The organism is Pseudomonas capeferrum (genome assembly GCF_000731675.1).
GTDB classification, from domain to species: Bacteria; Pseudomonadota; Gammaproteobacteria; order Pseudomonadales; family Pseudomonadaceae; genus Aquipseudomonas; species Aquipseudomonas capeferrum.
Window position 1 is genome coordinate 234,248 of sequence record NZ_JMIT01000005.1, and the last position, 23,837, is coordinate 258,084.

The window sequence follows — 23,837 nt, forward strand, 5'->3', positions numbered from 1 at the left end:
CGTGACCTCGTACCAGCCCCTCCCTGACAACGCCCCAGCCGCCCCCCCTCGCTACAAGCCCTACCACGGCCCCGCCGGAGGCTGGGGTGCGTTGCGCAGCGTGGCCAAGGCTTGGGTCGGCAGCGATAACGCGCTGAAGAACATCCGCGCGCTGCTCAAGACCAACCAGAACGGCGGCTTCGACTGCCCCGGCTGCGCCTGGGGCGATTCGCCGGAAAGCGGCATGGTCAAGTTCTGCGAGAACGGCGCCAAGGCGGTCAACTGGGAAGCCACCAAGCGCCGCGTGGACGCCGCCTTTTTCGCGCGCTACAGCGTCAGCGCGCTGCGCGAGCAGAGCGATTACTGGCTGGAGTACCAGGGGCGCCTGACCGAACCGATGGTCTACGACGCACAACAGGACCGCTACCAGCCCATCAGTTGGGATGCCGCCTTTGCCCTGATCGCCCGCGAACTGAACAACCTGGCCACCCCTGACCAGGCCGAGTTCTACACCTCGGGCCGGGCCAGCAACGAAGCCGCCTACCTCTACCAGCTGTTCGTGCGGGCCTACGGCACCAACAACTTCCCCGATTGCTCGAACATGTGCCACGAAGCCAGCGGCGTGGCCCTGGGGCAAAGCGTCGGCGTCGGCAAGGGCACGGTCACCTACGACGACTTCGAGCATGCCGATGCGATCTTCGTCTGGGGCCAGAACCCGGGCACCAACCACCCACGCATGCTCGACCCGCTGCGCGATGCGGTGAAACGCGGCGCCCAGGTGGTGTGCGTAAACCCCCTGAAAGAGCGTGGCCTGGAGCGTTTCCAGCACCCGCAGAACCCGCTGGAGATGTTGACCAACAGCGACCGGCCGACCAACACCGCGTTCTTCCGCCCGGCCCTTGGTGGCGATATGGCGCTGCTGCGCGGCATGGCCAAGTTCGTCCTGCAGTGGGAACGTGAGGCCCAGGCCAACGGCGAACCTGCCGTGTTCGACCACGCCTTCATCGCCGAGCATGGTCACGGCATCGATGACTACCTGGCAGTGGTCGATGCCACGCCGTGGGCGCATATCCAGACGCAATCCGGCCTGGCCCTGGCCGACATCGAGCTGGCCGCGCGCATGTATTGCCGTGGCAAGCGGGTGATCATGTGCTGGGCGATGGGCATCACCCAGCATCGCCATTCGGTGCCGACCATCCAGGAAATCGTCAACCTGCAGATGCTGCGCGGCAACATCGGCGCGCCAGGCGCCGGCCTGTGCCCGGTGCGTGGCCACAGCAACGTGCAGGGCGACCGCACCATGGGTATCAACGAGCGCCCGCCGCTGACACTGCTCGACGCCCTCGAGAAGCGCTTCAACTTCCCCGTGCCGCGGCACAATGGCCACAACACCGTCGAAGCCATCCACGCCATGCTCGACGGCCGTGCCAAGGTGTTCATCGGCTTGGGCGGCAACTTCGCCCAGGCCACGCCAGACACCGCGCGTACCGCGCAGGCGCTGCGCAACTGCGAGCTGACCGTGCACATCAGCACCAAACTCAACCGCAGCCACCTGGTGCACGGCAAGCAGGCACTGATCCTGCCGTGCCTGGGCCGTACCGATATCGACCTGCAGGCCGACGGGCCACAGGCGGTGACCGTGGAAGACTCGTTCAGCATGGTCCATGCCTCCAACGGCCAGTTGAAGCCGCTGACGACGCAGATGCGCTCGGAGCCTGCGGTGGTTGCCGGTATCGCTGCCGCCACCCTGGGCAAGCAGCCGGTCGACTGGCACTGGCTGGTTGCCGACTACGACCGCATCCGCGACCTGATCGGCGACACCATTGCCGGGTTCAGCGGCTTCAACCAGCGCCTGCGCGAGCCGGGTGGCTTCTACCTGGGCAACAGCGCCGCCAACCGCGAATGGCAGACCAGCACCGGGCGCGCCAATTTCAAGGCCAACTTGCTGCCGGACACCTTGCTTGATGAGCGCGTGCGGGCCAGCGGCCAATTGCCCGACCTGGTCATGCAGTCGATGCGTTCGCACGATCAGTACAACACCACCATCTATGGCCTGGATGATCGCTACCGAGGCGTGCGCGGCCAGCGTGAGGTGCTGTTCGTCAACGAGGCCGACATCATCCGCCTTGGCTTCCAGCCGGGGCAGAAGGTCGACATCGTCTCGTTGTGGGGGGATGAGCATGTGCGCCGTGTGCACGGCTTCACCTTGCTGGCCTTCGATATTCCGGCCGGGCAGGCGGCGGCCTATTATCCAGAGGTGAACCCGCTGGTGCCGTTGGAGAGCATTGGCGATGGCAGCCATACGCCGACGTCCAAATTCATTGCCATCAAGCTGGAACGTGCGCGGGACGACGGGCGTATTCTGTAGCGCTCGAAAGGCTTACGGCAAAAACGGAAAAGCCCTGTTCCGTAACGGTTCAGGGCTTTGTCATAAGTACCTCTGACAGCCAAAAAACAATAAAGTTTCACCTAGAAAACAGTAACTTAGAGAATTGTGTACAACTCGTGCTACTCGTCGGATTTCAATTGCCAGCCGCCCTCCAGAGCCTCAAATTCGCCTCGTCATCCTTATGAGGCTCTCTTGATGAAGAAGTACTCCTCGATTCTGTTGTTGTCTTTCAGCTTGCTCAGCGGCGTTGCCATGGCCGGTGGCAATACCGAGGCCGGCATTGGCGGCGCATTGGGTGGGGTACTCGGCTCCGTAGTGGGCAACTCCATCGGTGGTAGCACGGGCGGCGCTATTGGTGCCGGCCTGGGCGGCGCAGCCGGCGGTGCCCTGGGTGCCGACAAACGCCAGCGTGGCGAAGCCGCCATCGGTGGCGCGCTGGGCGCCGCAGGCGGCAACGTGGTTGGTCGCTCGGTGGGCGGCACCACCGGTAGCTATATTGGTGCGGCAGCCGGCGGCGGTGCCGGTGGCGCGCTGGGTAACTACATGGGCAACAAGGCCGACGACGACGAACGCCATGACGATCGCCGCTACCGCCGTAGCTACGACGACCGTCGTCACTATGACCGTGGCAACCATTACGGCCACCGCAAGCACAAGCGCCACTGGCGCCACTGATGCCTGAGGGCTTGGCCCTGGCAGCAAAAGCCCCGCCCCGCCCGGCGGGGCTTTTTTATGCCTGCGGGGCGAGCTGAAGGCCGCTGAGAATGGCCTGCAGTGCCTCAGGCAGCGGCACAGGCCGGCCGCTTGAGCGCTCGATGAACACCTGCACCACCGTCCCCGCCGCACACGCATCCCTTTCGCCAGGGCGATACAGCGCCAACCGGTATTCCACGGTACTGCCGGCCAACCGCGTCACCCCCAGGCCCACCTCAAGCACATCCGGAAAACCCGGCAGCGCGAAAAAGTCCGCAGCCGAACTGACCACGAACGCGGCCAGAGCACCTTCACGCAGGTCCAGCTCAGCTTGCTCGACGAGGAAGGCCTGGATGGCGGTTTCGAAAAAGCCATGCACGGTGGCACCGGCGATGTGGCCGTTCAGGTCGTTGTCCTGGGGGCGGGTGAGGATGGGATGGAAGTGGGCGAATGCACTGCGCTGTGGGGCTTCGGTCATCTGTCTGTCTCGCGAGGTCGCAATGGATGCTAACAGTGAAACAGAAAATCCAGACTGGAGGATGTCTTTACGTCCTTTTTGCGGGCAGCCCGCGAAAAGGCCATTAGTAATCGTGCAAAAGCATCAGGCACAAAAAAGCCGCCATCTCAGGCGGCTTTTCTTTACAGCTAACGACAGCTTACAGCTGTGGGCCAGCAGCCTTGATGGCGTCGGAAACTTCGAACTTCTTGAAGTTTTCGATGAACAGCTTGGCCAGGCCTTTGGCGGCCTCGTCGTAGGCAGCTTTGTCAGCCCAGTTGGTGCGCGGGTTGAGCAGCTCGGTATCAACGCCCGGAACGGTTTTTGGCACGTCCAGGTTGATGATGTCCAGGTGCTCGGTGTCGGCACCTACCAGCGCGCCGCTCTGGATCGCAGCGATCACCGCGCGGGTGGTCGGGATGCTGAAGCGCTTGCCAACGCCGTAGCCACCACCGGTCCAGCCGGTGTTGACCAGGTAGACCTTGGAGTTGAAGCCGTTGATGCGCTTGATCAGCAGCTCAGCGTACTCGCCAGCCGGGCGCGGGAAGAACGGCGCGCCGAAGCAGGTGGAGAAGGTCGACTTGATGCCGCCGCCCGAACCCATTTCGGTGGAACCGACCAGCGCGGTGTAACCGGACAGGAAGTGGTAGGCAGCCTGTTCGTTGTTCAGGATCGAAACCGGAGGCAGAACGCCGGTCAGGTCGCAGGTCAGGAAGATGACCGCGTTAGGCTCGCCGCCCAGGTTCGCTTCGGAACGCTTGGCAACGTGCTCCAGCGGGTAGGCCGCACGGCTGTTCTGGGTCAGGCTGACGTCGGTGTAGTCGGCGTGCTTGTTGGCGTCGAGCACGACGTTTTCCAGCACTGCACCATGCTTGATGGCTTTCCAGATGACCGGCTCGTTCTTCTCGGACAAGTCGATGCACTTGGCGTAGCAACCGCCTTCCATGTTGAAGACAACGCCTTCGCCCCAACCGTGCTCGTCGTCACCGATCAGGTAACGGCTTTCGTCGGCCGACAGGGTGGTCTTGCCAGTGCCGGACAGGCCGAAGAACAGGGTCACATCGCCTTCTTCGCCGATGTTGGCAGCGCAGTGCATTGGCAGCACGTCGGCAGCCGGCAGCAGGAAGTTCTGCACCGAGAACATGGCTTTCTTCATTTCACCGGCGTAACGCATGCCAGCGATCAGCACCTTCTTCTGGGCGAAGTTGATGATCACGCAGCCGTCGGAGTTGGTGCCGTCACGCTCAGGCTCGCAAACGAAGTTGGCGACGTTGAGGATCTGCCACTGGTCACGACCAGCCGGGTTGAACTGCTCAGGGTTGATGAACAGGCAACGGCCGAACAGGTTCTGCCAGGCAGTCTGGGTAGTCATCTTCACCGGCAGGTAGTGCTCGGCGGCCGCACCTACGTGAACGTAGGAAACGAAGTGATCCTGGGCGTTGTTGAACGCCTCGACGCGGTCCCACAGGGCATCGAACTTGTCGGCCGGGAACTTGCGGTTGATCGGGCCCCAGGAGATGGCAGCCTGGGTGGAAGGTTCTTCGACGATGAAACGGTCAGCCGGCGAACGGCCAGTGCGGTGACCGGTCTCGACCACCAGTGCGCCAGTATCGGCCAGCACGCCCTCACCGCGTTGCAGCGCTTCTTCTACCAGCTTATCGACGCTCAGGTCGGTGTACACGGTGTTGTTGGCTTGCGTCATGAGATACCCCATCCGGCCCGAGGCCGAGTGCTCCAAACGTTTTGTAGTTGTCTGTAAAAAACTACTACAGCGAAAAAAGTGGCCGGATTATGCCAGAAACGCCCAAAAAAAGTAGGCCCCTCCTGTCGTTACTGCGCTTTTGCGCAATTCGACAGCAGAATTCCCTGTAGTTAATCGTTTCAGTGCCGAGTTTCTGACGCCGTGTCTGTCCCGCCACCGGCAAACAGTTGCGCGACATCGCTTGCATCGAAGAAATAGCGCTCGTTGCAGAACTGGCAATCGATTTCCACCTTGCCACCGCACTCTTCGACCAACTGCTCGGCGTCGTGCTGGCCGAGGCTAACCAGCGCATTGCCGGAGCGCTCGCGCGAGCAACTGCAGTGGAAGCGCAGCGGCTCGATATCGAACAGGCGCACGGCGTCTTCATGGTAGAGGCGGTGCAGCAGGGTTTCGTTGTCCAGCACCCACTCTTCGGCTTTGAGCGTGCTGGCGAGGGCCGTTACATGCTGCCAGCTCTCGGCGCGCTCTTCTTCGTCGCGCTGGCGGTCTACCGGCAACTGTTGCAACAGCAGGCCGCGCGCCTTGCCGTCCTTGGCATCAAGCCAGAAACGGGTATTGAGCTGCTGCGACTGAACGAAGTAGTTGGTGAAGCATTCCGACAGGTTGGCGCCATCCAGGTCGACGGTACCCTGGTAACGCTGGCCTTTGACCGGGTCGATGGTCAGGGTCAGGTGGCCGTCGGGCATCAGCTGGGCCAAGGTCGCCTCTGCGCCGATCTGGTCCGCCTCGTAACGGGCAACGCCGCGAATCTCGCGATCACCGGAGCATTCCACCATCAGCAGCGGGATCGGCCCCTGGGAACGTGCCTGCAGGATCAGCAGGCCATCGAACTTCAGCGCGCCCACCAGCAATGCGGTGGCAGCCATCAGCTCACCGAGCAGCGCGGCCACAGGTTGGGGGTACGGGTGACGCGCCAGCACTTCGGCATAGCTGCGGTCGAGCCCCACCCACTCACCGCGGATATCGCGGTCGTCGAAGATGAAGCGTTGGGTGAAATCGGTATCCGGCAATTCGCTCATAGGTTCTGGCTATCTAAAAATGATGACAAAATGGTTACACGGGATTTCGAAACACTTGCGAAGCCCGTGACAGAGCGCTCACAAGGCGCTCCGATTCCTGTTGGCAATAGAGGTATCTTATGGACAATCGACCACTGTTCCAAGCAAGGTGGTCCTTGGGACCCTTGGCAGCCTGCACGCTGCTGCCCATCGCTCTACTGTGTTTCTGGTTATGGCCTATTGGCCAGATCCTGTGCCTGACTTTCGACGAATGGCTGTTTCACAGCCTCAATGCGCCGCTGGCCGACAACACCGCCTGGCGCTACATCTGGACCCTTGGCAGCCTGCGCCCGTTCGACATCGTGGTCGGGTTGATCCTGCTGGCAGTGCTGATCCGTGGCAACTGGGTGTTCAAAGCCTGCCAGGTGCGTGAGGCCTTTTTCGGCTTTTTGGTCACCCTGGTTCTATTAGTGGTGATTCGCGCGCTGTTTTCCAAGTGGGTCGATGCCGCTGGATGGCAACACAAGAGCCCGTCGATGATCTTCGATGACGTCGTGCACCTCAGTGACTACTACCCGAACCTGGAGGCTGCCTGGGAACTCAAGGACCGCTCCAGCAAGAGCTTCCCGGGTGATCACGCCTCGGTGTTGCTGATCTGGGCGTTGTTCATGAGCCTGTTCAGCCGGCGCCTGGTGCACTACCTGGTGGTCTGGGGGCTGGCGGTGGTGTTCATGCTGCCGCGTTTGGTGGCAGGCGCCCATTGGGGCCAGGATGACTACATCGGCGGGTTGCTGATGGCGATACTGGCGTTGGGGTGGAGCTGCTATACACCGTTGGCGGCCAAGGGCAGTGCGGCATTGATGCGCTGGACGGCGCCGCTGTTCCGGTTGGCAGCCAAGCTGCCGTTGGTCGGGCGGTTGGCTGTGGTTCGCTGATGCTTGGGGCCGCAATGCGGCCCCGTTCACTCGAAGCTGCCGTGCAGCTGATGAATCTGCCGCCGCTGTTTCTTGCTAGGCCGGCCGTCGGTGGTCACACCCATCGCACCGGCCTTGCGCAGCTCGGCAGCCTGTTCACGGCGCCGCACGCTCTCTTCGGTTTCGGCGTACAGCGCCTGCGCCTCCGGCGCCCCACGGCGCACTACCGACAGCGCCTTGACCACGACCGTACGCTCGTCGAACCCGGTACGCAGGACGAACTCATCGCCTACCCTCGGCTCCTTGCCTGGCTTGCAGCGCTCGCCCCGGCAATGCACCTTGCCACTCTCGATCGCCGCCTTGGCCAGCGCTCGGGTCTTGTAGAACCGCGCCGCCCACAGCCATTTGTCCAGGCGAACCTTGTCGTCTTCTTCCGCCTTGTGTGCCATCCCGTTACCTCGAATTCAGTCTTTCATCGAACTGTACTACCGTATCTTGCGGATGCAAAAAGTCCACGCCGTGCTTACAGTTCACCACCTTATCCCCTGGGTGCGCTTCGTGAAGACATTTGACCATTTGACTGTGATCGGCCTGCGCGAGTGGGTGGCCCTGCCCGACCTCGGGCTGGCCGGGCTGCGCGCCAAGATCGACACCGGGGCCAGCACCTCAAGCCTGCACGCCACCGAGGTGGAACCATTCGAGCGTGACGGCCAGCAGTGGGTCCGTTTTACCGCGCACCTGGGCTCGGTGGTTCAGTTGCGCCACCGCCGTTGCGAAGCCCCGCTGGTGACCATGAAGACTATCAAGAGCTCCAACGGCCATGCCCAGGCCCGTTATGTGATCCGCACTTCGCTGGCATTGGGCGATGCTGTATGGGAAGTGGAGTTCACCCTGGCTTGCCGCAAGGACATGCGCTACCGCCTGCTGCTCGGCTCCAAGGCACTTATTCACGGCCAACTGGTGGTCAACCCTGGCCTGAAGTACGTACAAGACAAACCGGCCTTTCCGGCCACCCTTTCCCCTGTCACAGGTGCTGCATGAAGATCGCTGTGCTGTCGCGCAATCCGCGTCTGTATTCCACCCGCCGCCTGGTCGAAGCCGGTACCCAGCGTGGCCACGAAATGGTGGTGATCGATACCCTGCGGGCCTACATGAACATCGCCAGCCACAAGCCGCAGATCCACTACCGGGGCAAGCCGCTGGAAGGCTTCGATGCGGTAATCCCGCGCATCGGTGCCTCGGTCACCTTTTACGGGTGCGCGGTATTGCGCCAGTTCGAAATGATGGGCGTGTACCCGCTCAACGAGTCGGTGGCCATCGCCCGCTCGCGCGACAAGCTGCGCTCGCTGCAGTTGCTGTCGCGGCGCGGCATCGGCCTGCCGATCACCGGCTTCGCCCACTCGCCCGACGACATCCCGGACTTGATCCAGATGGTCAATGGCGCCCCCCTGGTGATCAAGGTGCTCGAAGGCACCCAGGGCATCGGCGTGGTGCTGTGCGAGACTACCCAGGCGGCCGAGTCGGTGATCGAAGCCTTCATGGGCCTGAAGCAGAACATCATGGTGCAGGAATACATCAAGGAGGCCGGCGGTGCCGACATTCGCTGCTTCGTGGTGGGCGACAAGGTGATTGCCTCGATGAAGCGTCAGGCCAAGCCTGGGGAGTTTCGCTCCAACCTGCACCGGGGTGGGGTCGCCAGCCTGATCAAAATCACGCCTGAAGAGCGCATCACCGCTATTCGTGCGGCCAAGGTGATGGGTTTGAGCGTGGCGGGGGTAGACATTCTGCGCTCCAACCACGGGCCGTTGGTGATGGAGGTGAACTCGTCGCCGGGGCTGGAGGGGATCGAGGTGACCACCGGCAAGAACGTGGCCGGGATGATCATCGAACACCTGGAGAAGAACGGCGGGCCGAATCAGACCCGGACCAAGGGTAAGGGCTGAGATTCGGGGCTGCTTTGCAGCCCATCGCGACACAAGGCCGCTCCTACAGGGGATCGCGTAACCCTTGTAGGAGCGGCCTTGTGTCGCGATGGGCCGCAAAGCGGCCCCGGCAATCACACGGCATTACGCGGCAGCAAAAGCCCCAACGGCAACCTCACCCGCGCCTCGATCCCGCCACCGGACCGATTGCGCAGCTCGACATTGCCGCCATGCTGGGCCGCGATCCGCTTGACGATCGCCAGGCCCAACCCGGTGCCCTTGCCACCCCGGGCGCGGTCCCCACGAATGAACGGGTTGAAGATGGTCTCCAGCTCCGACTCGTCGATCCCCGTGCCCCGGTCCAGCACGCTGAGCACCACGTAAGGCGCGCTCTCGTCGCCCGAAACATAGGCGGCCACTTCGACCCCTTTGCCGGCATGGTGCAAGGCGTTGCCGATCAGGTTGCCCAGCATGCGCTTGAGCGAAACCCGGCGCAGCGGGAACGGCGGTATCGGCTCAAGGCACAGGCGTACCCGCTCGTGCGGCTGGTTGTACGGCGCCACCACTTCGCGCACCAGGTCGGCCAGGTCGACCTCCTCCACCGGCTCGTCACGGCCATCGCGGATGAACGCCAGGAACTGGTCGAGAATCGCGTCCATGTCCTCGATGTCGCGAACCATGTCATCGCTCAAGTCGTTGTCGCTGTCCAACAGCGAAAGCGACAGGCGCAGCCGCGTCAGCGGTGTACGCAGGTCGTGGGAAACCCCTGCCAGCATCAACTCACGCTCACGCCCTGCCTGCTCGACATCCTCGGCCATCTGGTTGAACGCGCGGTACACCTCGGTCATTTCGCTGGGAGTGTCGCTGATCGGCAAGCGCACGCTACGCCCCTGGCCCAGTTGCCGGGCGGCGAACACCAAGCGCTTGAGCGGCTGGTTCAGCTGGCGTACGAAAATCCAGGCCGACGCGGTGGACAGCAGGCCGATGGCCAGGAACCAGCCGAGCACGTTCCAGATCTTCTGCCCACGCAGCGGATGCGGGTACAACGGCACCTTGAGCCAGCCAGGGCCGAGGCTCGGCGCATTGACCCACAACGCCGGTGGCGCGTGGATGCGCAGACGTACCTCGGTGTCTTCGCCCAGCTCGGCCTGCATCTGCCGCTGGTAAATCTCGCTGTAAGGCCAGTGTTGCTCGCCTTCGGGTACCCCAGAGCCGGTCACCCGGATCAGCCCTGCGGCTTCGGCGATCTTGTCGCGGTTTTCTTCATCGGCAGCCCAATAGGCGCGCAAGGTCAGTGCCACACCATGGCTGTACTGACGGTCGACCAGCACATCCTCGTTCATCAGCAGATAAACGAGGGTCAGCGCCTTGGAAAACAGGACGACGATCAGCACCAGCCACAGCGTGCGGGCGAAGAAGCTTTGCGGAAACCACAGCGGCGTTTTCATCGACGGCAAGGCATCATTTGCCGGCGTTTCCGTCTGGTACGAAGACGTAGCCCACGCCCCAGACCGTCTGGATATAACGTGGCTTGGACGGGTCCGGCTCGATCATGCGGCGCAGGCGCGAGATCTGTACGTCGATGGAGCGCTCCAGGGCGTCCCATTCACGGCCACGGGCCAGGTTCATCAGCTTGTCGCGGGTCAGCGGTTCACGCGCATGCATGACCAGCGCCTTGAGCACGGCGAACTCACCGGTGGTGAGCATGTGCACTTCGTCGCCGCGTTTGAGCTCGCGGGTAGCCAGGGACAGCTCGTAATCACCGAAGGTGACCGATTCGTCCTCGCTGCCCGGGGCGCCGGGCACACTCGGCGCCTGGCGGCGCAGCACGGCTTTGACCCGGGCCATCAGCTCGTCGGGGTTGAACGGCTTACCCAGGTAATCGTCGGCGCCCAGCTCCAGCCCCTTGATGCGGCTGAGCTCGTCGCCCTTGGCGGTGAGCATGATGATCGGGATCTGGTTGTTCGACTGGCGCAGGCGCCTGCACGCGGTCAGGCCGTCCTCGCCAGGCAGCATCAGGTCGAGCACGACCAGGTTGAAGACCTCACGCGACAGCAGGCGGTCCATCTGCTCGGTATTGGGCACCGCGCGGGCACGGTAGCCCTTGCTGGTGAAGAAACGTTCCAGCAGGCTGCTCAGCCCGGGATCGTCGTCGACGATGAGAATCTTGTCACCTTCAGCGGTGTTTGCAGTGCCGGTCATGAATAACTCCTCTGGTATCGCCGCGCATTATGGCGTAGCCATTGCAACGCGTGCCGTGAGCATTGTTAGCAGATTTTTCCCCCAGCGCCAGTTCCGGGCCTCTCGGGCTGGCTTGGCGCCATCACCGCAAGCCGATCACGATGGGTATAATGCGCGGCTTTCATCCAGCGCCGTCAGGCTCCGAGCCCGCGCGCGGCCCCCGTATTCACAATTGTCAGGTGGTTTACATGGACAGCATCAACAGCCGTATCGCCGAGGAACTGGGCGTACGCCCACAACAGGTCGAAGCGGCCGTGGGCCTGTTGGACGAAGGCTCGACCGTGCCCTTCATCGCCCGTTACCGCAAGGAAGTGACCGGCAGCCTGGACGATACCCAGCTGCGCCACCTGGAAGAGCGCCTGCGCTACCTGCGCGAACTCGACGAGCGCCGCGCCAGCATCCTGTCCAGCATCGAGGAACAGGGCAAACTGACCCCGGAGCTGGCCCGCGAGATCAAGTTGGCCGACACCAAGACCCGCCTCGAAGACCTCTACCTGCCGTACAAGCAAAAGCGCCGCACCAAGGGCCAGATCGCCCTGGAAGCCGGCCTTGGCGAGCTGGCCGACGGCCTGTTCAACGACCCGCAGCTGGCCCCGGAAACCGAAGCGGCACGCTTCGTCGACGCCGAAAAAGGCGTGGCCGATGTCAAGGCGGCCCTGGAGGGCGCCAAATACATCCTCATGGAGCGCTTCGCCGAAGACGCCGCCCTGCTCGACAAGCTGCGCAACTTCCTCAAGCAGGAGGCGGTGCTCAGCGCCCGCGTGGTGGCCGGCAAGGAAGAAGAAGGCGCCAAGTTCCGCGACTACTTCGCCCATGACGAACTGCTGCGCAGCGCCCCGTCGCACCGTGCCCTGGCGATTTTCCGCGGGCGCAACGAAGGCATCCTCAGTGCCTCGTTGAAGGTCGGCGAAGAACTGCCCGGCACCCTGCACCCGTGCGAAGTCATGATCGGCGGCCACTTCGGCCTGGAAAACCGCAGCCGCCCGGCCGACAAGTGGCTGGCCGAGGTGGTGCGCTGGACTTGGAAGGTCAAGCTGTACACCCACCTGGAAACCGACCTGTTCGGTGAGCTGCGCGACAACGCCGAGGGTGAGGCGATCAACGTCTTCGCCCACAACCTGCACGACCTGTTGCTGGCCGCCCCGGCCGGGCCGCGCGCCACCCTGGGCCTGGACCCGGGCCTGCGCACCGGCTGCAAGATCGCCGTGGTCGATGCCACCGGCAAGCTGCTGGACACCGCCACCGTCTACCCGCACGCACCGCGAAACGACTGGGACCGCACCCTCTCCGTGCTGGCCGCCCTGTGCGCCAAGCACTCGGTGGAGCTGGTAGCAATCGGCAACGGCACCGCCAGCCGCGAGAGCGACAAGCTGGTGGCCGAACTGGTCAAGAAATACCCTGCCCTGAAGGTCACCAAGGTCATGGTCTCCGAGGCTGGCGCTTCGGTGTACTCGGCCTCGGAACTGGCCGCCCGCGAATTCCCGGACCTGGACGTGTCGATCCGCGGCGCTGTTTCCATCGCCCGCCGCCTGCAGGACCCGTTGGCCGAACTGGTGAAGATCGACCCGAAATCCATCGGCGTCGGCCAGTACCAGCATGACGTGTCCCAGCTCAAGCTGGCCCGCGGCCTGGACGCGGTGGTCGAGGACTGCGTGAACGCCGTGGGGGTGGACGTCAATACCGCCTCGGTGGCGCTGCTGACCCGTATCTCGGGCCTCAACGCAACCTTGGCGCAGAACATCGTGGCGCACCGAGACGCCAACGGCCCGTTCGCCACCCGCGCAGCGCTGAAAAAGGTCAGCCGCCTGGGTGAAAAAACCTTCGAACAGGCCGCCGGCTTCCTTCGTGTAATGAACGGTGACAACCCGCTCGACGCCTCTGCCGTGCACCCGGAAGCCTACCCGCTGGTGCAGCGCATCGCCGCCGGCACCGACCGCGATATCCGCTCGCTGATCGGCGACAGCAGCTTCCTCAAGCGCCTCGACCCGAAGAAGTTCACCGACGAAACCTTCGGCCTGCCGACCGTCACCGACATTCTCCAGGAGCTGGACAAGCCCGGCCGCGACCCACGCCCTGAGTTCAAGACCGCGACCTTCCAGGACGGCGTCGAAGACCTCAAGGACCTGGAGCCCGGCATGATCCTCGAAGGCGTGGTCACCAACGTCACCAACTTCGGCGCCTTCGTCGACATTGGCGTGCATCAGGACGGCCTGGTGCACATCTCGGCGCTGTCGGAAAAGTTCGTCAAGGACCCGCGTGAAGCGGTCAAGGCCGGCGACGTGGTCAAGGTCAAGGTCATGGAAGTGGACATCCCGCGCAAGCGTGTCGGCCTGTCCATGCGCATGGGCGATACCCCGGGCGAGAAGGTCGAAGGCAACCGGGGTGGCGGCCGTGGCAACGGTGGCAATCGCCAGCAGCAGGCGCCACGCCCGCGTGAAACCACCACCGCAGCCCCGGCCAACAATGCCATGGCCTCGTTGTTCGCCAACGCCAAGCAACTGAAGAAGAAGTGATGGACGTCCCGCGCGAATACGTCGAAAGCGCCTTCAGCCAGTTGCTCGGCTGCCGCCTGCAACGCCTGGACACCGGCATTGCCGAAGTGGCCCTGGCGCTTGCGCCGCAATTGCGCAACAGGGGGCAGAAACTGCACGGTGGGGCGATCTTCAGCCTGGTGGACATCGCCATGGGTCTGGCCTGCTCGGCCAGCCATGGCTTCGACCAGCAAAGCGTCACCATCGAATGCAAGATCAACTACATGCGCGCCGTCAGCGACGGCGAGGTCCTGTGCAGCGCCCGCGTATTGCACGCCGGGCGGCGCACACTGGTGGTCGACGCCGACGTAGTCCAAGGCGACAAGCTGGTGGCCAAAGCGCAAGGAACCTTCGCGGTTCTCTAGCTCACCAAGCACTATCTGCGGTATTTTCAGCAGTGCGCTGGCACTGCTGGAACCGCGTAAACCAGGCGACAACGCCAGTTCCTTTCTCCCTACCCTTGTAGACCGTTATCTCCACCCCCATATTGGGGCGACTGACGCGTGAAGGAATCCATCTTGAGCGACCTCCTCAACCGCCGCCTGAGCCTGCTCGGCGCCAATCTTCCCCTGCTCAAGCAGTGCCTGCACGGTATTGAGCGAGAATGCCTGCGCGTGACCGATGAAGGTCGCCTGGCCCAGACCCCGCACCCGGAAGCGTTGGGTTCGGCGCTGACCAATGAGCAGATCACTACCGATTATTCCGAGTCGCTGCTGGAGTTCATCACCCCGGCCCTCGCAGACCCGGCCCAGGTGTTGGAGAACCTCGAAGAGATCCACCGCTTCGTCTACACCAAGCTGGGTGACGAATACCTGTGGAGCCCGTCGATGCCCTGTGCGTTGCCGGCCGAGGAAGACATCCCGATCGCCGAATACGGCAGCTCCAACATCGGCAAGCTCAAGCACGTGTACCGCAAAGGCCTGGCCCTGCGCTACGGCCGCACCATGCAGTGCATCGCGGGCATCCATTACAACTTCTCGTTGCCAGAGGCGCTGTGGCCCTTGCTGCGCGCAAGTGAAGGCAGCGAAGAAGACGCGCGCGACTATCAGTCGTCGGCCTACATCGCGCTGATCCGCAACTTCCGCCGCTACAGCTGGCTGCTGATGTATCTGTTCGGCGCCTCGCCGACACTGGACAAAGGCTTCCTGCGTGGCCGCCCGCACCAACTCGAAGAGCTGGACGCCGACACCCTGTTCCTGCCCTACGCCACCAGCCTGCGCATGAGTGACCTGGGTTACCAGAGCAACGCCCAGGCCGGCCTCACACCCTGCTACAACAACCTGGCCAGCTACACCGACAGCCTGCGCAAGGCGGTGGGCACGCCCTACCCGCCCTACGTCGAGGTCGGTACCCACGTGGATGGCGAGTGGGTGCAACTGAACACCAACATCCTGCAGATCGAGAACGAGTACTACTCGAACATCCGCCCCAAGCGCGTCACCTACACCGGCGAGCGGCCGATCCAGGCCCTGACCTCTCGTGGCGTGCAGTACGTCGAAGTGCGCTGCCTGGACATCAACCCGTTCCTGCCCGTCGGCATCGACCTGCCCGAGGCGCGTTTCCTCGATGCATTCCTGCTGTTCTGCGCGCTTGAAGAAAGCCCGCAACTGGACAACGGCGAGTGCGGCCAGTGCACCAGCAACTTCCTGACCGTGGTCAAGGAAGGTCGCCGCCCTGGCCTGCAACTGCAGCGCGATGGCCAACCGATCGGTCTGCAGGCGTGGGCCGGCGAACTGATCACGCGCATTCGCGCGCTGGCGGACCTGCTCGACCAGGCACACGGCAGTGACGAGCACGCCAAGGCACTGGATGCCCAACAGGCCAAGGTCGACGACGCTTCGCTGACCCCATCGGCCCAAGTACTGGCGCGCATGACCGAACACGACGAGAGCTTTATCCAGTTCTCGCTGCGCCAGAGCCGTGTCCATGCCGAGAGCTTGCGCGAACAACCGTTGAGCAGCGCACGCCAGCAGGCCTTCGAAACGCTCGCCCGCGAGTCCCTGGCCAAGCAGAGCGAGCTTGAACAGACCGAAGTCGGCGACTTCGACCTGTTCGTCGGTGCCTACCAGGCCAGCATCCTGGCGATCAGCAACTGATGAGCCGCACCGCCTCCCTTCGCAAGCCGCGCGCCAGCAGCCAGGCCAGGATCGAAGCGATCCTGGCGGCGGCTCGCGAGCTTCTGGCAGAGCAAGGGGTCGCGGGGCTGTCGATCTACAGCGTTGCCGAACGGGCACAAATCCCGCCTTCGTCGGTGTATCACTTCTTCGCCAGCGTGCCCGCCTTGCTCGAGGCGTTGACCGCCGATGTGCATCGGGCCTTTCGCGAAGCCCTCAGCGCCCCCATCGACAGCGCTGCGTTCAATACCTGGCACCAACTGTCACGGCTGATCGAGCAGCGCATGCTCGGCATCTACAACGAAGACGCCGCAGCGCGCCAACTGATCCTTGCCCAGCATGGCCTGAGCGAAGTGGTGCAGGCTGACCGCCAGCATGACATGGAGCTGGGCGAGCTGATGCACAGGCTGTTCGACCAGCACTTCCAGCTGCCGACAATGCCGACCGATGTGGATGTGTTTGCCTTGGCCATGGAATTGAGCGACCGGGTGTATGCCCGCTCCATGCAGCTGCATGAACAGATCACCCCGCGTATGGCCGAGGAAGGCATGCGGGTATTCGAAGCGTATCTGGGGCTCTACCTGCCGCCGTTCCTGGGAAAACGCCACACACACTGAACGAGCAACATGTAACGCAGTTCGCCTCCGATCGAACGTTGAAATGGGCGCTCCTCTCCAGCACTCAGCCAACGTGGATCACGACCATGCCTCAATCTTTCGACTTGTCAGCCGACACCACGCCCATCGGCCTGGACGACTTCGCCAGCCCCCTGCCCCTGCCCACCACCCCCTGGATTATCGCCGGACGCGGTAATGCCCTCGGCAAGGCCGACCTGCGACGACGCCAGGCGGTCAAGGCACTGAATAGCGTGTTCAACCAGGCGCAGTTGCAGCCTTCGCCTGGGCACACCAGCTACTGGGACGCACGTATGCCCGGGCAGTCGATAGCACGCAGGGCCTTTGCCGAGCAGCAGTTGCACGCGCATTTCCAGAGCGCGCTGGAGCTCAACTACGGGCTTGACCGAATCGCAACGAAGGCCTGGAAGCTGGGCCAGCTGGACAGCAACAGCCGGTATGCGCAACTGCACTGGCATCAGCCAGGCATCCCCGTAGGGGCCTGCCCCACTGCGCTACTGATCACGCCCCCTGGCGATGACGAGCCCTGGCTGCTGTACCGGCCCGACGGCCACAACCCGGTACGCGCCTTCCACAGCGAAGCGGCCCTGCTGCAGTGGGCCCACGAGCATCGGGACCGCCTGTGGCGCACCCCGCCCACCGCGCTGGCCAGCGACAGCGACAGCACGTTCATCGCCGTCATCGCGCTCCCGGGTGATGGCTTCGCCGGCCTGCTGAACAGCCTGCTGACCGGCCAGGGCCTGCAACTGCAGGTCGAGCTGCCCGACGCATTGAGCGAGGAGCTGACTCGGCTGGTCAGTGCCGATGAAGCGTTGGCGGAGGACGAGGTGCATTTCGATTCACTCGACGAACGCTTGCCGCTCGGCTGGCGCAAGCAGCGCATCGACCGCCAGGAACAGCTGCTGGCCGCCTACCTGGGGAGCGATACCGGGCCAGGCTCTGCACGCCTGGCGGAGCTGCAGGCCCAGCAAGCGAAGCTCGATGCCCAGGACGCCCTACTGCAACAAGTGCTGGCTGCGCTTCCCGAGTCGCCCACGCCGGAAAGCTGGGGGCAAATGTACGGCGAAAACAGCAGGTTCGAACATCTCAGCCAGCACTTTGCAAAGGCCTTGCTGCTGGAGGCCGAGTTCCAACAACACTTGGGGGACCTGAGCGAATCTCGCCTGCAATGGGTTCGCCAACTGGTGGAGCGGCCAAACCCCAGCCTGCAACGGCAGGTCGTGCCCAGCGCTCTGAAACTGGTGGTGGGCCCTCGCAGTTGGGCCCTGACGGGCTTCATCACCCTCCGGGCGATACCCCAGGACGCCACGGGTGAAGCAGACAGCGCCTTGCTGCTCTACAAACCCGGGCACGACGGTGGCCTGGCCTGTTACCCGGACCAGGCCCAGCTGGCCGAACGACTGCTGAACACGTTGCAGGGCGCCTGGCCAGAAGTGCTGCTGGAAAGCGTCTGGCCGCAGGACATCGATGCGCTCCTTGAGCTGATCGACAGCGGCGAGCACACTCCAGCCCTGATCAGCGAACCCATCACCACCCACGCTTTCGATTACCTGGCCTCGACCCACCTGGCCCTGCTGACCCAGGCCGCCCCCTCCTCGCGCCTGCAACTGCGCTGGAAACTGGGCGCCAGCAACAACGCCGCCAGGATCCAGGCGTTCGAACGGCTGGCCGAGCGTAACCGCACTGCCAACCTGCACACCCGCCTGCATTCACTGAGCCACCTTGATGCGCCCCAGCGCGAGACACTGGCGGCGCAGTTCGACGCATTGCGCGTCAGCATGCTGGCTGCCAGCGGTTTACTGGCGAGGGACCTGCCTGAGCGCGGGGCGTTTTCACGCAACCTGATGAACGGGCACCTGCGCCAGTCACTCGGCCTGACGACGCTGCCCCAAGTCACCCTGGACATCGCCGACCGCACAGGCAAGCAGCGTATTCCGCTGCCGGAGTCCGGCTTCGCCAATGCCTACAAAGAGGTCACGACGTTCAGTGCCGAACGTAGCCACGTGCCCCTTGAGCAATTTCTGCTGTGGGCATTGGACGACGACCTGACCTTGCGCCTGGCCAACGCCAACATCGTAATCGAAGACACGACGGCGACGCCTGACCTGCAACAAAAGCTCAACCACAGCTACATTGCCAACCTGGTGCAGACACTGGATGTGGCTGGCGCCTACGAGCAGCAGATACGCGATACCTTCAAGGGCAACGCGGAGCAATCCGACTGGCAGGCACAATGGCGCCAGGAAACGCTCCGCAGGCCCTTCGAGCACCAGTTGAAGATCCTGCTGTTGAGCCGGCCCGATACCCTGGATGCATACGGCATGGAGGTATTCGAGCTGTTCTGCCGCGAACAGCAGGGCACCACGCTTACCCGCACCATCGATCACCACGCACTCGACCTGCGGCCTGGCGTAGCTGCGGACGGTAGCAGCGACCTCGTGACGCTTTCCGGCATCTTCCTGCTCAAACCAGCGAGCGGGCCGTGCCTGCTGTTGCTACCCGACGCCCCCAACGGCAAGGTCATCAGCCAGTACGAAAACAGCGAGCAGGCATGCCAGGCGCTGGAGGACATGGCCATCGACGAGGCCATGCGCACCTACCTCGCCAGCCGCCCGCTGGAAGGCGACACACGCACGCACCTGTCCTATATCAACCAGGCGCTGCTCAAGCGGTTCACCGGTTTCATCGGCGTGGGTAATGCCCGTTCAGAGCCGATCGCCCAGGTGCGAGCCAACCTGCAGATGGGCCGGCTGATCCTCGAACACCGCGCCTCGTCGCGCAGCCAGGTCGACCTGTACCTGGAAAGCGAGGCGATGCGCCACGGGCGGGTATACGACTACCTCAAACTGGCGCTGGGCTTCGTGCCCGGCGTAGGTACCGCGATTGCCCTCTACGATGGCTGGAGCGCCGCCAATGCCAGCGTCGAGGCATTTCTGCGGGGTGACCCTGGCGAGGGGGTCGAGCACCTGAACAGCGTGTTCCTGTCGTTGGTCGATGCGCTCTTCGATGTGGTGCCTGCCGCCTCTGTGTCGCGCTCGTCCACTGCACTTGCACGCACCCGCACCCACTTGCGCCAGCGCCTCGAAGGGTTGCGGCCCACCACCGTGACCCGCCGGGGGCGCACCGACCCCTTCAGCGGTTATGAAACCGAAGCGCCCTCGGGCCACTGGCGCGACCACCCCGAGGTTCACGGCAAGGGTGTCAACCGGCATGCCGAGACCGGCAACGACTTCATCGTCAGCCAGGGGCTGCACTATCAGGTCGAGTGGGACGCGACCTATCGCACCTGGCGCCTCAAGGGCAGCGCAGCACGCAGCTACAAGCAGCCTGTGAAGCTCGACGAGCTGGGCTCCTGGCAGCCCCACGGCAGCCTGAGTGGGCGTATCGTCGACGGTGGGCTGGCAGGCGGTGGCGCCTACCTCGGCAGGCTGTACCAGCAGGGCTGGCAGCACCTGCGCGGCTACCTTGGCCGGCAGCCCGCGTTGCTATCGCCTAGGCAGGTGGTGCAAGACATCGAAAATGGCCGCGTTGCACACCAAGCCCGTCTCACCGAAAAAGTCTCGGCCTGGAACACCGCACGCGGAGTTGGCCCCAATGGCCCTCAAGGCACACCGGCGCCGTTGCCCGCCATCAGGCAGGCGCTACAGGAGTCCATCGAGCAATTGGAAGCCTTCGTGACATTTCATGAGCAAAGCCTGGAGCGACTGCACAGAATCAAGCCACAGCTGGGTCGCCACTACCAAGGCATGCACAACCAAATGGCCTATAACCTGGGCAGGCAGCACCCCAGCTTGATCGTACAACTCAATCTGCGGATGCAGGATGAATACACCCGGATCAAACAGCTCGAACAAGCCAGCGACAACTCCTTTGAGCTCCTGCGGCAGATGAGGGGTGCTCAGGAGCGCTTCTGCCACACACTCGGCAAGCTGGAAGACGAATTCCATCGAGTGGCAAGGGTCACCCAAAAACTGCGCGGCAATGAGCTCACCGTGTACCAACAAACACTCGATAGACTGCAGATGCCGATGCACCCTCATGAGTACCGAACCGTAAGACTGGCCATCGAACTGAGCCACATCGTCCCGCTGCCAAGCCGGGCAAGCTATGACTACCTGTTGATGCAACGTCAGGTGAGGCAGGAAATCACCGACCTGAGGAGCCTGTTGTTCAGCCATCAAGATCTGGCGACTGCGGGCCTGAGCCGCACCCAGGAGCACCGTTTCCTGCGCCAGCTCAAAGACCGCTATCAGCGCTTTGGCAACTACATGACCAGTTGGCAGGACGACTTCCCTGATTACATCACACCGCAAAGCACCCAGCGAATGCGCCATTCGCTGGCCCAACTGATCGCCGAAGTCGAGGCAGGCATCGACGCCTCAGCCCCCATCACGCGAAAGCCAAACCGTCATCGCGGGCCGAGCAGGCCCCGTCTGTTCGAAACCGTGGACCAACAGTTGTTGATAGGCAGTGAGATCACCATCGACGGCCAGCCGCAGATGCAGGTCAGCAACAGACTGAACCAGGAAACACACATCACCTTCACCCGTACCGCCGATAACTTGTGGCAACCCAGAAGTGTGCAGCCTGCCGCGGCCGCAGCCGACCTGATGGTACTGGTGGCCGCCGCGCGCAAACGATTGGGCAATGTCGCCGCGCAGCAAGCCAAGCTACAGCAGTACAAGGCCCTGAACATGGCCCCTGCCAGCCTGCAAGACCTGGCCATTGGTTATGCCACGACGCTGGAGGATCTGGCGCGGGACATCGCCCGCCGGGGAGGGAGCGCGCTGACCGAGGCTCAGCGCCAGCTTACAGGCAGTGTCGAACAGGCTGCAGGCGAACTGCGCAGGGTGGGTCGGCAATTGCGCATAGACCAGACCAAAGCCACACAGCGCCCTGAGCCTGGTCATCTGGATTACCTGCAAAGCCAAGGTGAGGTGCGGATCGGTTGGTCACGCGTGCTGGAGCCGGCCAAGAACAGGCAGGGCCAACCTATCGAGTATCTGGAGGAGTACCGCATCGACGATGTGGCCACTAGCAGCCCTCTGTGGTATGCGCACTTCCACTTCAAGCGCAGGCCAGCACAAGGCTTTGCACGGCTCGAGGCCGGTCACATCAAGCTTGCCCACGAACGCAATCTGGGCGCGGGCGCCTGGCGCGGCGCCCTCACGGAAAGCCAGGCCAACAAACTGTTTGGCGGGTTGCGACCCGCTTAGGGCTGAAGGGTACGGGCCGCCTGGCGGCCCATTCGCGGATCAAGCCCGCGACTGGGTCGCACAGCGCCGCCACTGCCATTACAGCTTGGCGATGGACACTTCGGTGGATTTGACGAACGCGATCACTTCACTGCCCACCTGCAGCTCCAACTCTTTGACCGAGCGGGTGGTGATCACCGAAGTGACGATGCCGGAGGCAGTCTGTACGTCGATTTCCGACAGTACCGGGCCTTCGAGGATTTCTTTCACGGTGCCTTTGAACTGGTTGCGGACGTTGATGGCTTTGATAGTCATGGCTTGATTCCTTCTCTTTGGCTTCAGTGAGGTAAGTGGGTCATTCAGTGCGCCCAACGCAGTTGCGTGGGCAAAGGGGCTACAGGGTCCGGCTCGGGCGCAGTGCCCGGTACCGACAGAACACGGTTGAGCACTTCGCTTTCCAGCGCCGCCAGGCGGTGCGAACCCCGCGCCCTTGGCCGGGCCAGGTCAACAGTGAGGTCGAGCCCGACCTCGCCGTCTTCGATCAAAATCACCCGGTCAGCCACGGCAACCGCTTCGCTGACATCGTGGGTAACCAGCAACACGGTAAAACCGTGCTGACGCCAGAGGCGTTCGATCAGTTGCTGCATCTCGATACGGGTCAGCGCATCCAGGGCACCCAGCGGCTCATCGAGCAGCAACAGGCGAGGCTGGTGGATCAGTGCCCGGGCCAGCGCTACACGCTGCTTCTGGCCGCCGGAAAGTGCCGCCGGCCATTCATTGGCGCGGTCAGCCAGGCCAACCGCCTCCAATGCGTCCAGCGCACGCAGGCGCCAGTTGCCAGACAGGCCCAGGCCGACGTTGTCGATCACCTTCTTCCACGGCAGCAACCGAGCGTCCTGGAACATCAGCCGCGTTTCCTCGCGGGCTTCGGCCAACGGCGCGGCGCCGGCCAGCAGCTCACCGGCGCTTGGCTGGTCGAGCCCGGCCAGCAAGCGCAGCAAGGTGCTCTTGCCGCAACCGCTGCGGCCGACGATGGCGACGAACTGGCCGGCCGGGATGTGCAGGTCGATGCCTTTGAGCACTTCACGCTGGCCAAAGGTCTTGCGCAGGCCGTTGGATGCCAGGGGGATGCCACGCAGCAGGCGTGGCGGCTGTTCCTTGAGCACGGTCATGCGCCCTCCTTCCTGGCAACTTGATAAGCCGGGTGCCAGCGCAGCCAGACACGCTCCAGGCCGCGGGCGGCGAGGTCGGCCAACTTGCCAAGCACGGCATACAGAACGATGGCCAAAACCACCACGTCGGTCTGCAGGAACTCACGGGCGTTCATCGCCAGGTAACCGATGCCGGCATTGGCCGAAATGGTTTCTGCCACGATCAGGGTCAGCCACATGAAGCCCAGGGCAAAGCGCACGCCGACCAGAATCGAGGGCAGCGCACCGGGCAAGATCACCTGGCGGAACAGGCCGAAACCGGACAGGCCATAGCTGCGCGCCATCTCCACCAGCGCCGGGTCAACGTTGCGGATACCGTGGTAGGTGTTGAGGTAGATCGGGAACAGCGTGCCCAGGGCGACCAGGAAGATCTTTGCCGACTCGTCGATACCGAACCACAGGATCACCAGTGGGATCAGCGCCAGGTGCGGCACGTTGCGGATCATCTGCACCGAGCTGTCGAGCAGGCGTTCGCCCCAGTTCGACAGGCCAGTGATAAAGCCCAGCACCAGGCCGATGCTGCCGCCAATGACGAAACCAAGCCCGGCACGCCAGCCACTGATAGCCAGGTGGGTCCAGATCTCGCCGCTGCGCACCAGCTCGACACCCGCGCTGACCACCGCGCTGGGTGCCGGCAGGATGCGGGTCGACAGCCAGCCCGCGCTGACCGCCAACTGCCAGGCTGCCAGCAGCAGTACCGGCAGGGCCCACGGCGCCAGGCGCTGAGCCAGCGTGGAAGAAGTTGCACGACTCATGG

19 protein-coding genes are annotated in these 23,837 nt (G+C 63.5%); 10 read left to right on the forward strand and 9 right to left on the reverse strand.

Features of this window, described 5'->3' with window-relative positions; all coding sequences use genetic code 11:
* Position 1 precedes the first annotated feature (1 nt).
* Positions 2-2,347 (forward strand): FdhF/YdeP family oxidoreductase, encoded by a 2,346-nt coding sequence (locus PC358_RS25175; RefSeq protein ID WP_033703226.1) that lies wholly within the window; start codon positions 2-4, stop codon positions 2,345-2,347.
* Between the two features lie 216 nt (positions 2,348-2,563).
* Positions 2,564-3,043 (forward strand): glycine zipper domain-containing protein, encoded by a 480-nt coding sequence (locus PC358_RS25180; RefSeq protein WP_033703227.1) that lies wholly within the window; start codon positions 2,564-2,566, stop codon positions 3,041-3,043.
* Between the two features lie 55 nt (positions 3,044-3,098).
* Here the strand turns inward: PC358_RS25180 and PC358_RS25185 are convergent, their stop codons facing one another.
* The 3 genes from PC358_RS25185 to hslO form a co-directional block, all read right to left on the reverse strand.
* Complete coding sequence (locus PC358_RS25185; RefSeq protein ID WP_033703228.1) at positions 3,099-3,539, reverse strand: acyl-CoA thioesterase; 441 nt, start codon at positions 3,537-3,539, stop codon at positions 3,099-3,101.
* Between the two features lie 178 nt (positions 3,540-3,717).
* Positions 3,718-5,259 carry a phosphoenolpyruvate carboxykinase gene (locus PC358_RS25190; RefSeq protein ID WP_033703229.1) on the reverse strand — a complete coding sequence of 514 codons (1,542 nt, stop codon included), beginning with the start codon at positions 5,257-5,259 and terminating at the stop codon, positions 3,718-3,720.
* A 179-nt stretch (positions 5,260-5,438) separates the two neighbouring features.
* Positions 5,439-6,338: an Hsp33 family molecular chaperone HslO gene (gene hslO / locus PC358_RS25195; RefSeq protein ID WP_033703231.1), complete on the reverse strand. Its 900-nt coding sequence runs from the start codon at positions 6,336-6,338 to the stop codon at positions 5,439-5,441.
* Positions 6,339-6,457: 119 nt separating this feature from the next.
* Here hslO and PC358_RS25200 point away from each other — a divergent pair, with 119 nt between their 5' ends.
* Entirely contained in the window at positions 6,458-7,252 is a 795-nt protein-coding gene (locus PC358_RS25200; RefSeq protein WP_033703232.1) for a phosphatase PAP2 family protein, read from the forward strand.
* A 26-nt stretch (positions 7,253-7,278) separates the two neighbouring features.
* Here the strand turns inward: PC358_RS25200 and PC358_RS25205 are convergent, their stop codons facing one another.
* Positions 7,279-7,680 carry an RNA-binding S4 domain-containing protein gene (locus tag PC358_RS25205; RefSeq protein WP_033703233.1) on the reverse strand — a complete coding sequence of 134 codons (402 nt, stop codon included), beginning with the start codon at positions 7,678-7,680 and terminating at the stop codon, positions 7,279-7,281.
* Positions 7,681-7,789: 109 nt separating this feature from the next.
* Here PC358_RS25205 and rimB point away from each other — a divergent pair, with 109 nt between their 5' ends.
* Positions 7,790-8,272: a retropepsin-like aspartic endopeptidase RimB gene (gene rimB / locus PC358_RS25210; protein ID WP_033703343.1), complete on the forward strand. Its 483-nt coding sequence runs from the start codon at positions 7,790-7,792 to the stop codon at positions 8,270-8,272.
* A complete protein-coding gene (gene rimK / locus PC358_RS25215; protein WP_012316721.1) occupies positions 8,269-9,174 on the forward strand; it encodes a 30S ribosomal protein S6--L-glutamate ligase in 906 nt (301 codons plus the stop codon). Before rimB ends, rimK begins: the two co-directional genes overlap by 4 nt.
* A gap of 113 nt (positions 9,175-9,287) precedes the next feature.
* Here rimK and PC358_RS25220 read toward each other — a convergent pair whose 3' ends face one another.
* Both PC358_RS25220 and ompR read right to left on the reverse strand, forming a co-directional pair.
* Positions 9,288-10,601 (reverse strand): ATP-binding protein, encoded by a 1,314-nt coding sequence (locus PC358_RS25220; RefSeq protein WP_033703234.1) that lies wholly within the window; start codon positions 10,599-10,601, stop codon positions 9,288-9,290.
* Positions 10,602-10,614: 13 nt separating this feature from the next.
* On the reverse strand, positions 10,615-11,355 hold the full coding sequence (gene ompR, locus PC358_RS25225) for an osmolarity response regulator transcription factor OmpR (RefSeq protein WP_033703235.1): 741 nt from the start codon (positions 11,353-11,355) through the stop codon (positions 10,615-10,617).
* A gap of 227 nt (positions 11,356-11,582) precedes the next feature.
* Here ompR and PC358_RS25230 point away from each other — a divergent pair, with 227 nt between their 5' ends.
* The 5 genes from PC358_RS25230 (at position 11,583) to PC358_RS25250 (ending at position 21,890) form a co-directional block, all read left to right on the forward strand.
* A complete protein-coding gene (locus tag PC358_RS25230) occupies positions 11,583-13,907 on the forward strand; it encodes a Tex family protein (RefSeq protein WP_033703236.1) in 2,325 nt (774 codons plus the stop codon).
* Positions 13,907-14,290 carry a PaaI family thioesterase gene (locus PC358_RS25235; protein WP_050506185.1) on the forward strand — a complete coding sequence of 128 codons (384 nt, stop codon included), beginning with the start codon at positions 13,907-13,909 and terminating at the stop codon, positions 14,288-14,290. Before PC358_RS25230 ends, PC358_RS25235 begins: the two co-directional genes overlap by 1 nt.
* Before the next feature lie 153 nt (positions 14,291-14,443).
* Positions 14,444-16,021, forward strand: a complete 1,578-nt coding sequence (gene gshA / locus PC358_RS25240) for a glutamate--cysteine ligase (RefSeq protein ID WP_077068775.1) — start codon at positions 14,444-14,446, stop codon at positions 16,019-16,021.
* Positions 16,021-16,656: a TetR/AcrR family transcriptional regulator gene (locus PC358_RS25245; RefSeq protein ID WP_033703238.1), complete on the forward strand. Its 636-nt coding sequence runs from the start codon at positions 16,021-16,023 to the stop codon at positions 16,654-16,656. Before gshA ends, PC358_RS25245 begins: the two co-directional genes overlap by 1 nt.
* Before the next feature lie 86 nt (positions 16,657-16,742).
* A complete protein-coding gene (locus PC358_RS25250; RefSeq protein ID WP_033703239.1) occupies positions 16,743-21,890 on the forward strand; it encodes a dermonecrotic toxin domain-containing protein in 5,148 nt (1,715 codons plus the stop codon).
* A 78-nt stretch (positions 21,891-21,968) separates the two neighbouring features.
* On the opposite strand, the gene PC358_RS25255 is transcribed toward PC358_RS25250, so the two are convergent.
* From PC358_RS25255 to ssuC, 3 genes are read right to left on the reverse strand one after another with little or no spacing between them, the layout of a single operon-like run.
* Positions 21,969-22,184, reverse strand: a complete 216-nt coding sequence (locus tag PC358_RS25255; protein ID WP_008095172.1) for a TOBE domain-containing protein — start codon at positions 22,182-22,184, stop codon at positions 21,969-21,971.
* Positions 22,185-22,228: 44 nt separating this feature from the next.
* The gene (gene ssuB / locus PC358_RS25260; protein WP_033703240.1) at positions 22,229-23,041 is read right to left on the reverse strand and encodes an aliphatic sulfonates ABC transporter ATP-binding protein; all 813 of its coding nucleotides are present in this window, start codon (positions 23,039-23,041) and stop codon (positions 22,229-22,231) included.
* Positions 23,038-23,835: an aliphatic sulfonate ABC transporter permease SsuC gene (gene ssuC / locus PC358_RS25265; RefSeq protein ID WP_033703241.1), complete on the reverse strand. Its 798-nt coding sequence runs from the start codon at positions 23,833-23,835 to the stop codon at positions 23,038-23,040. The genes ssuB and ssuC overlap by 4 nt, the downstream gene beginning before the upstream one ends.
* Between the last annotated feature and the right edge of the window lie 2 nt (positions 23,836-23,837).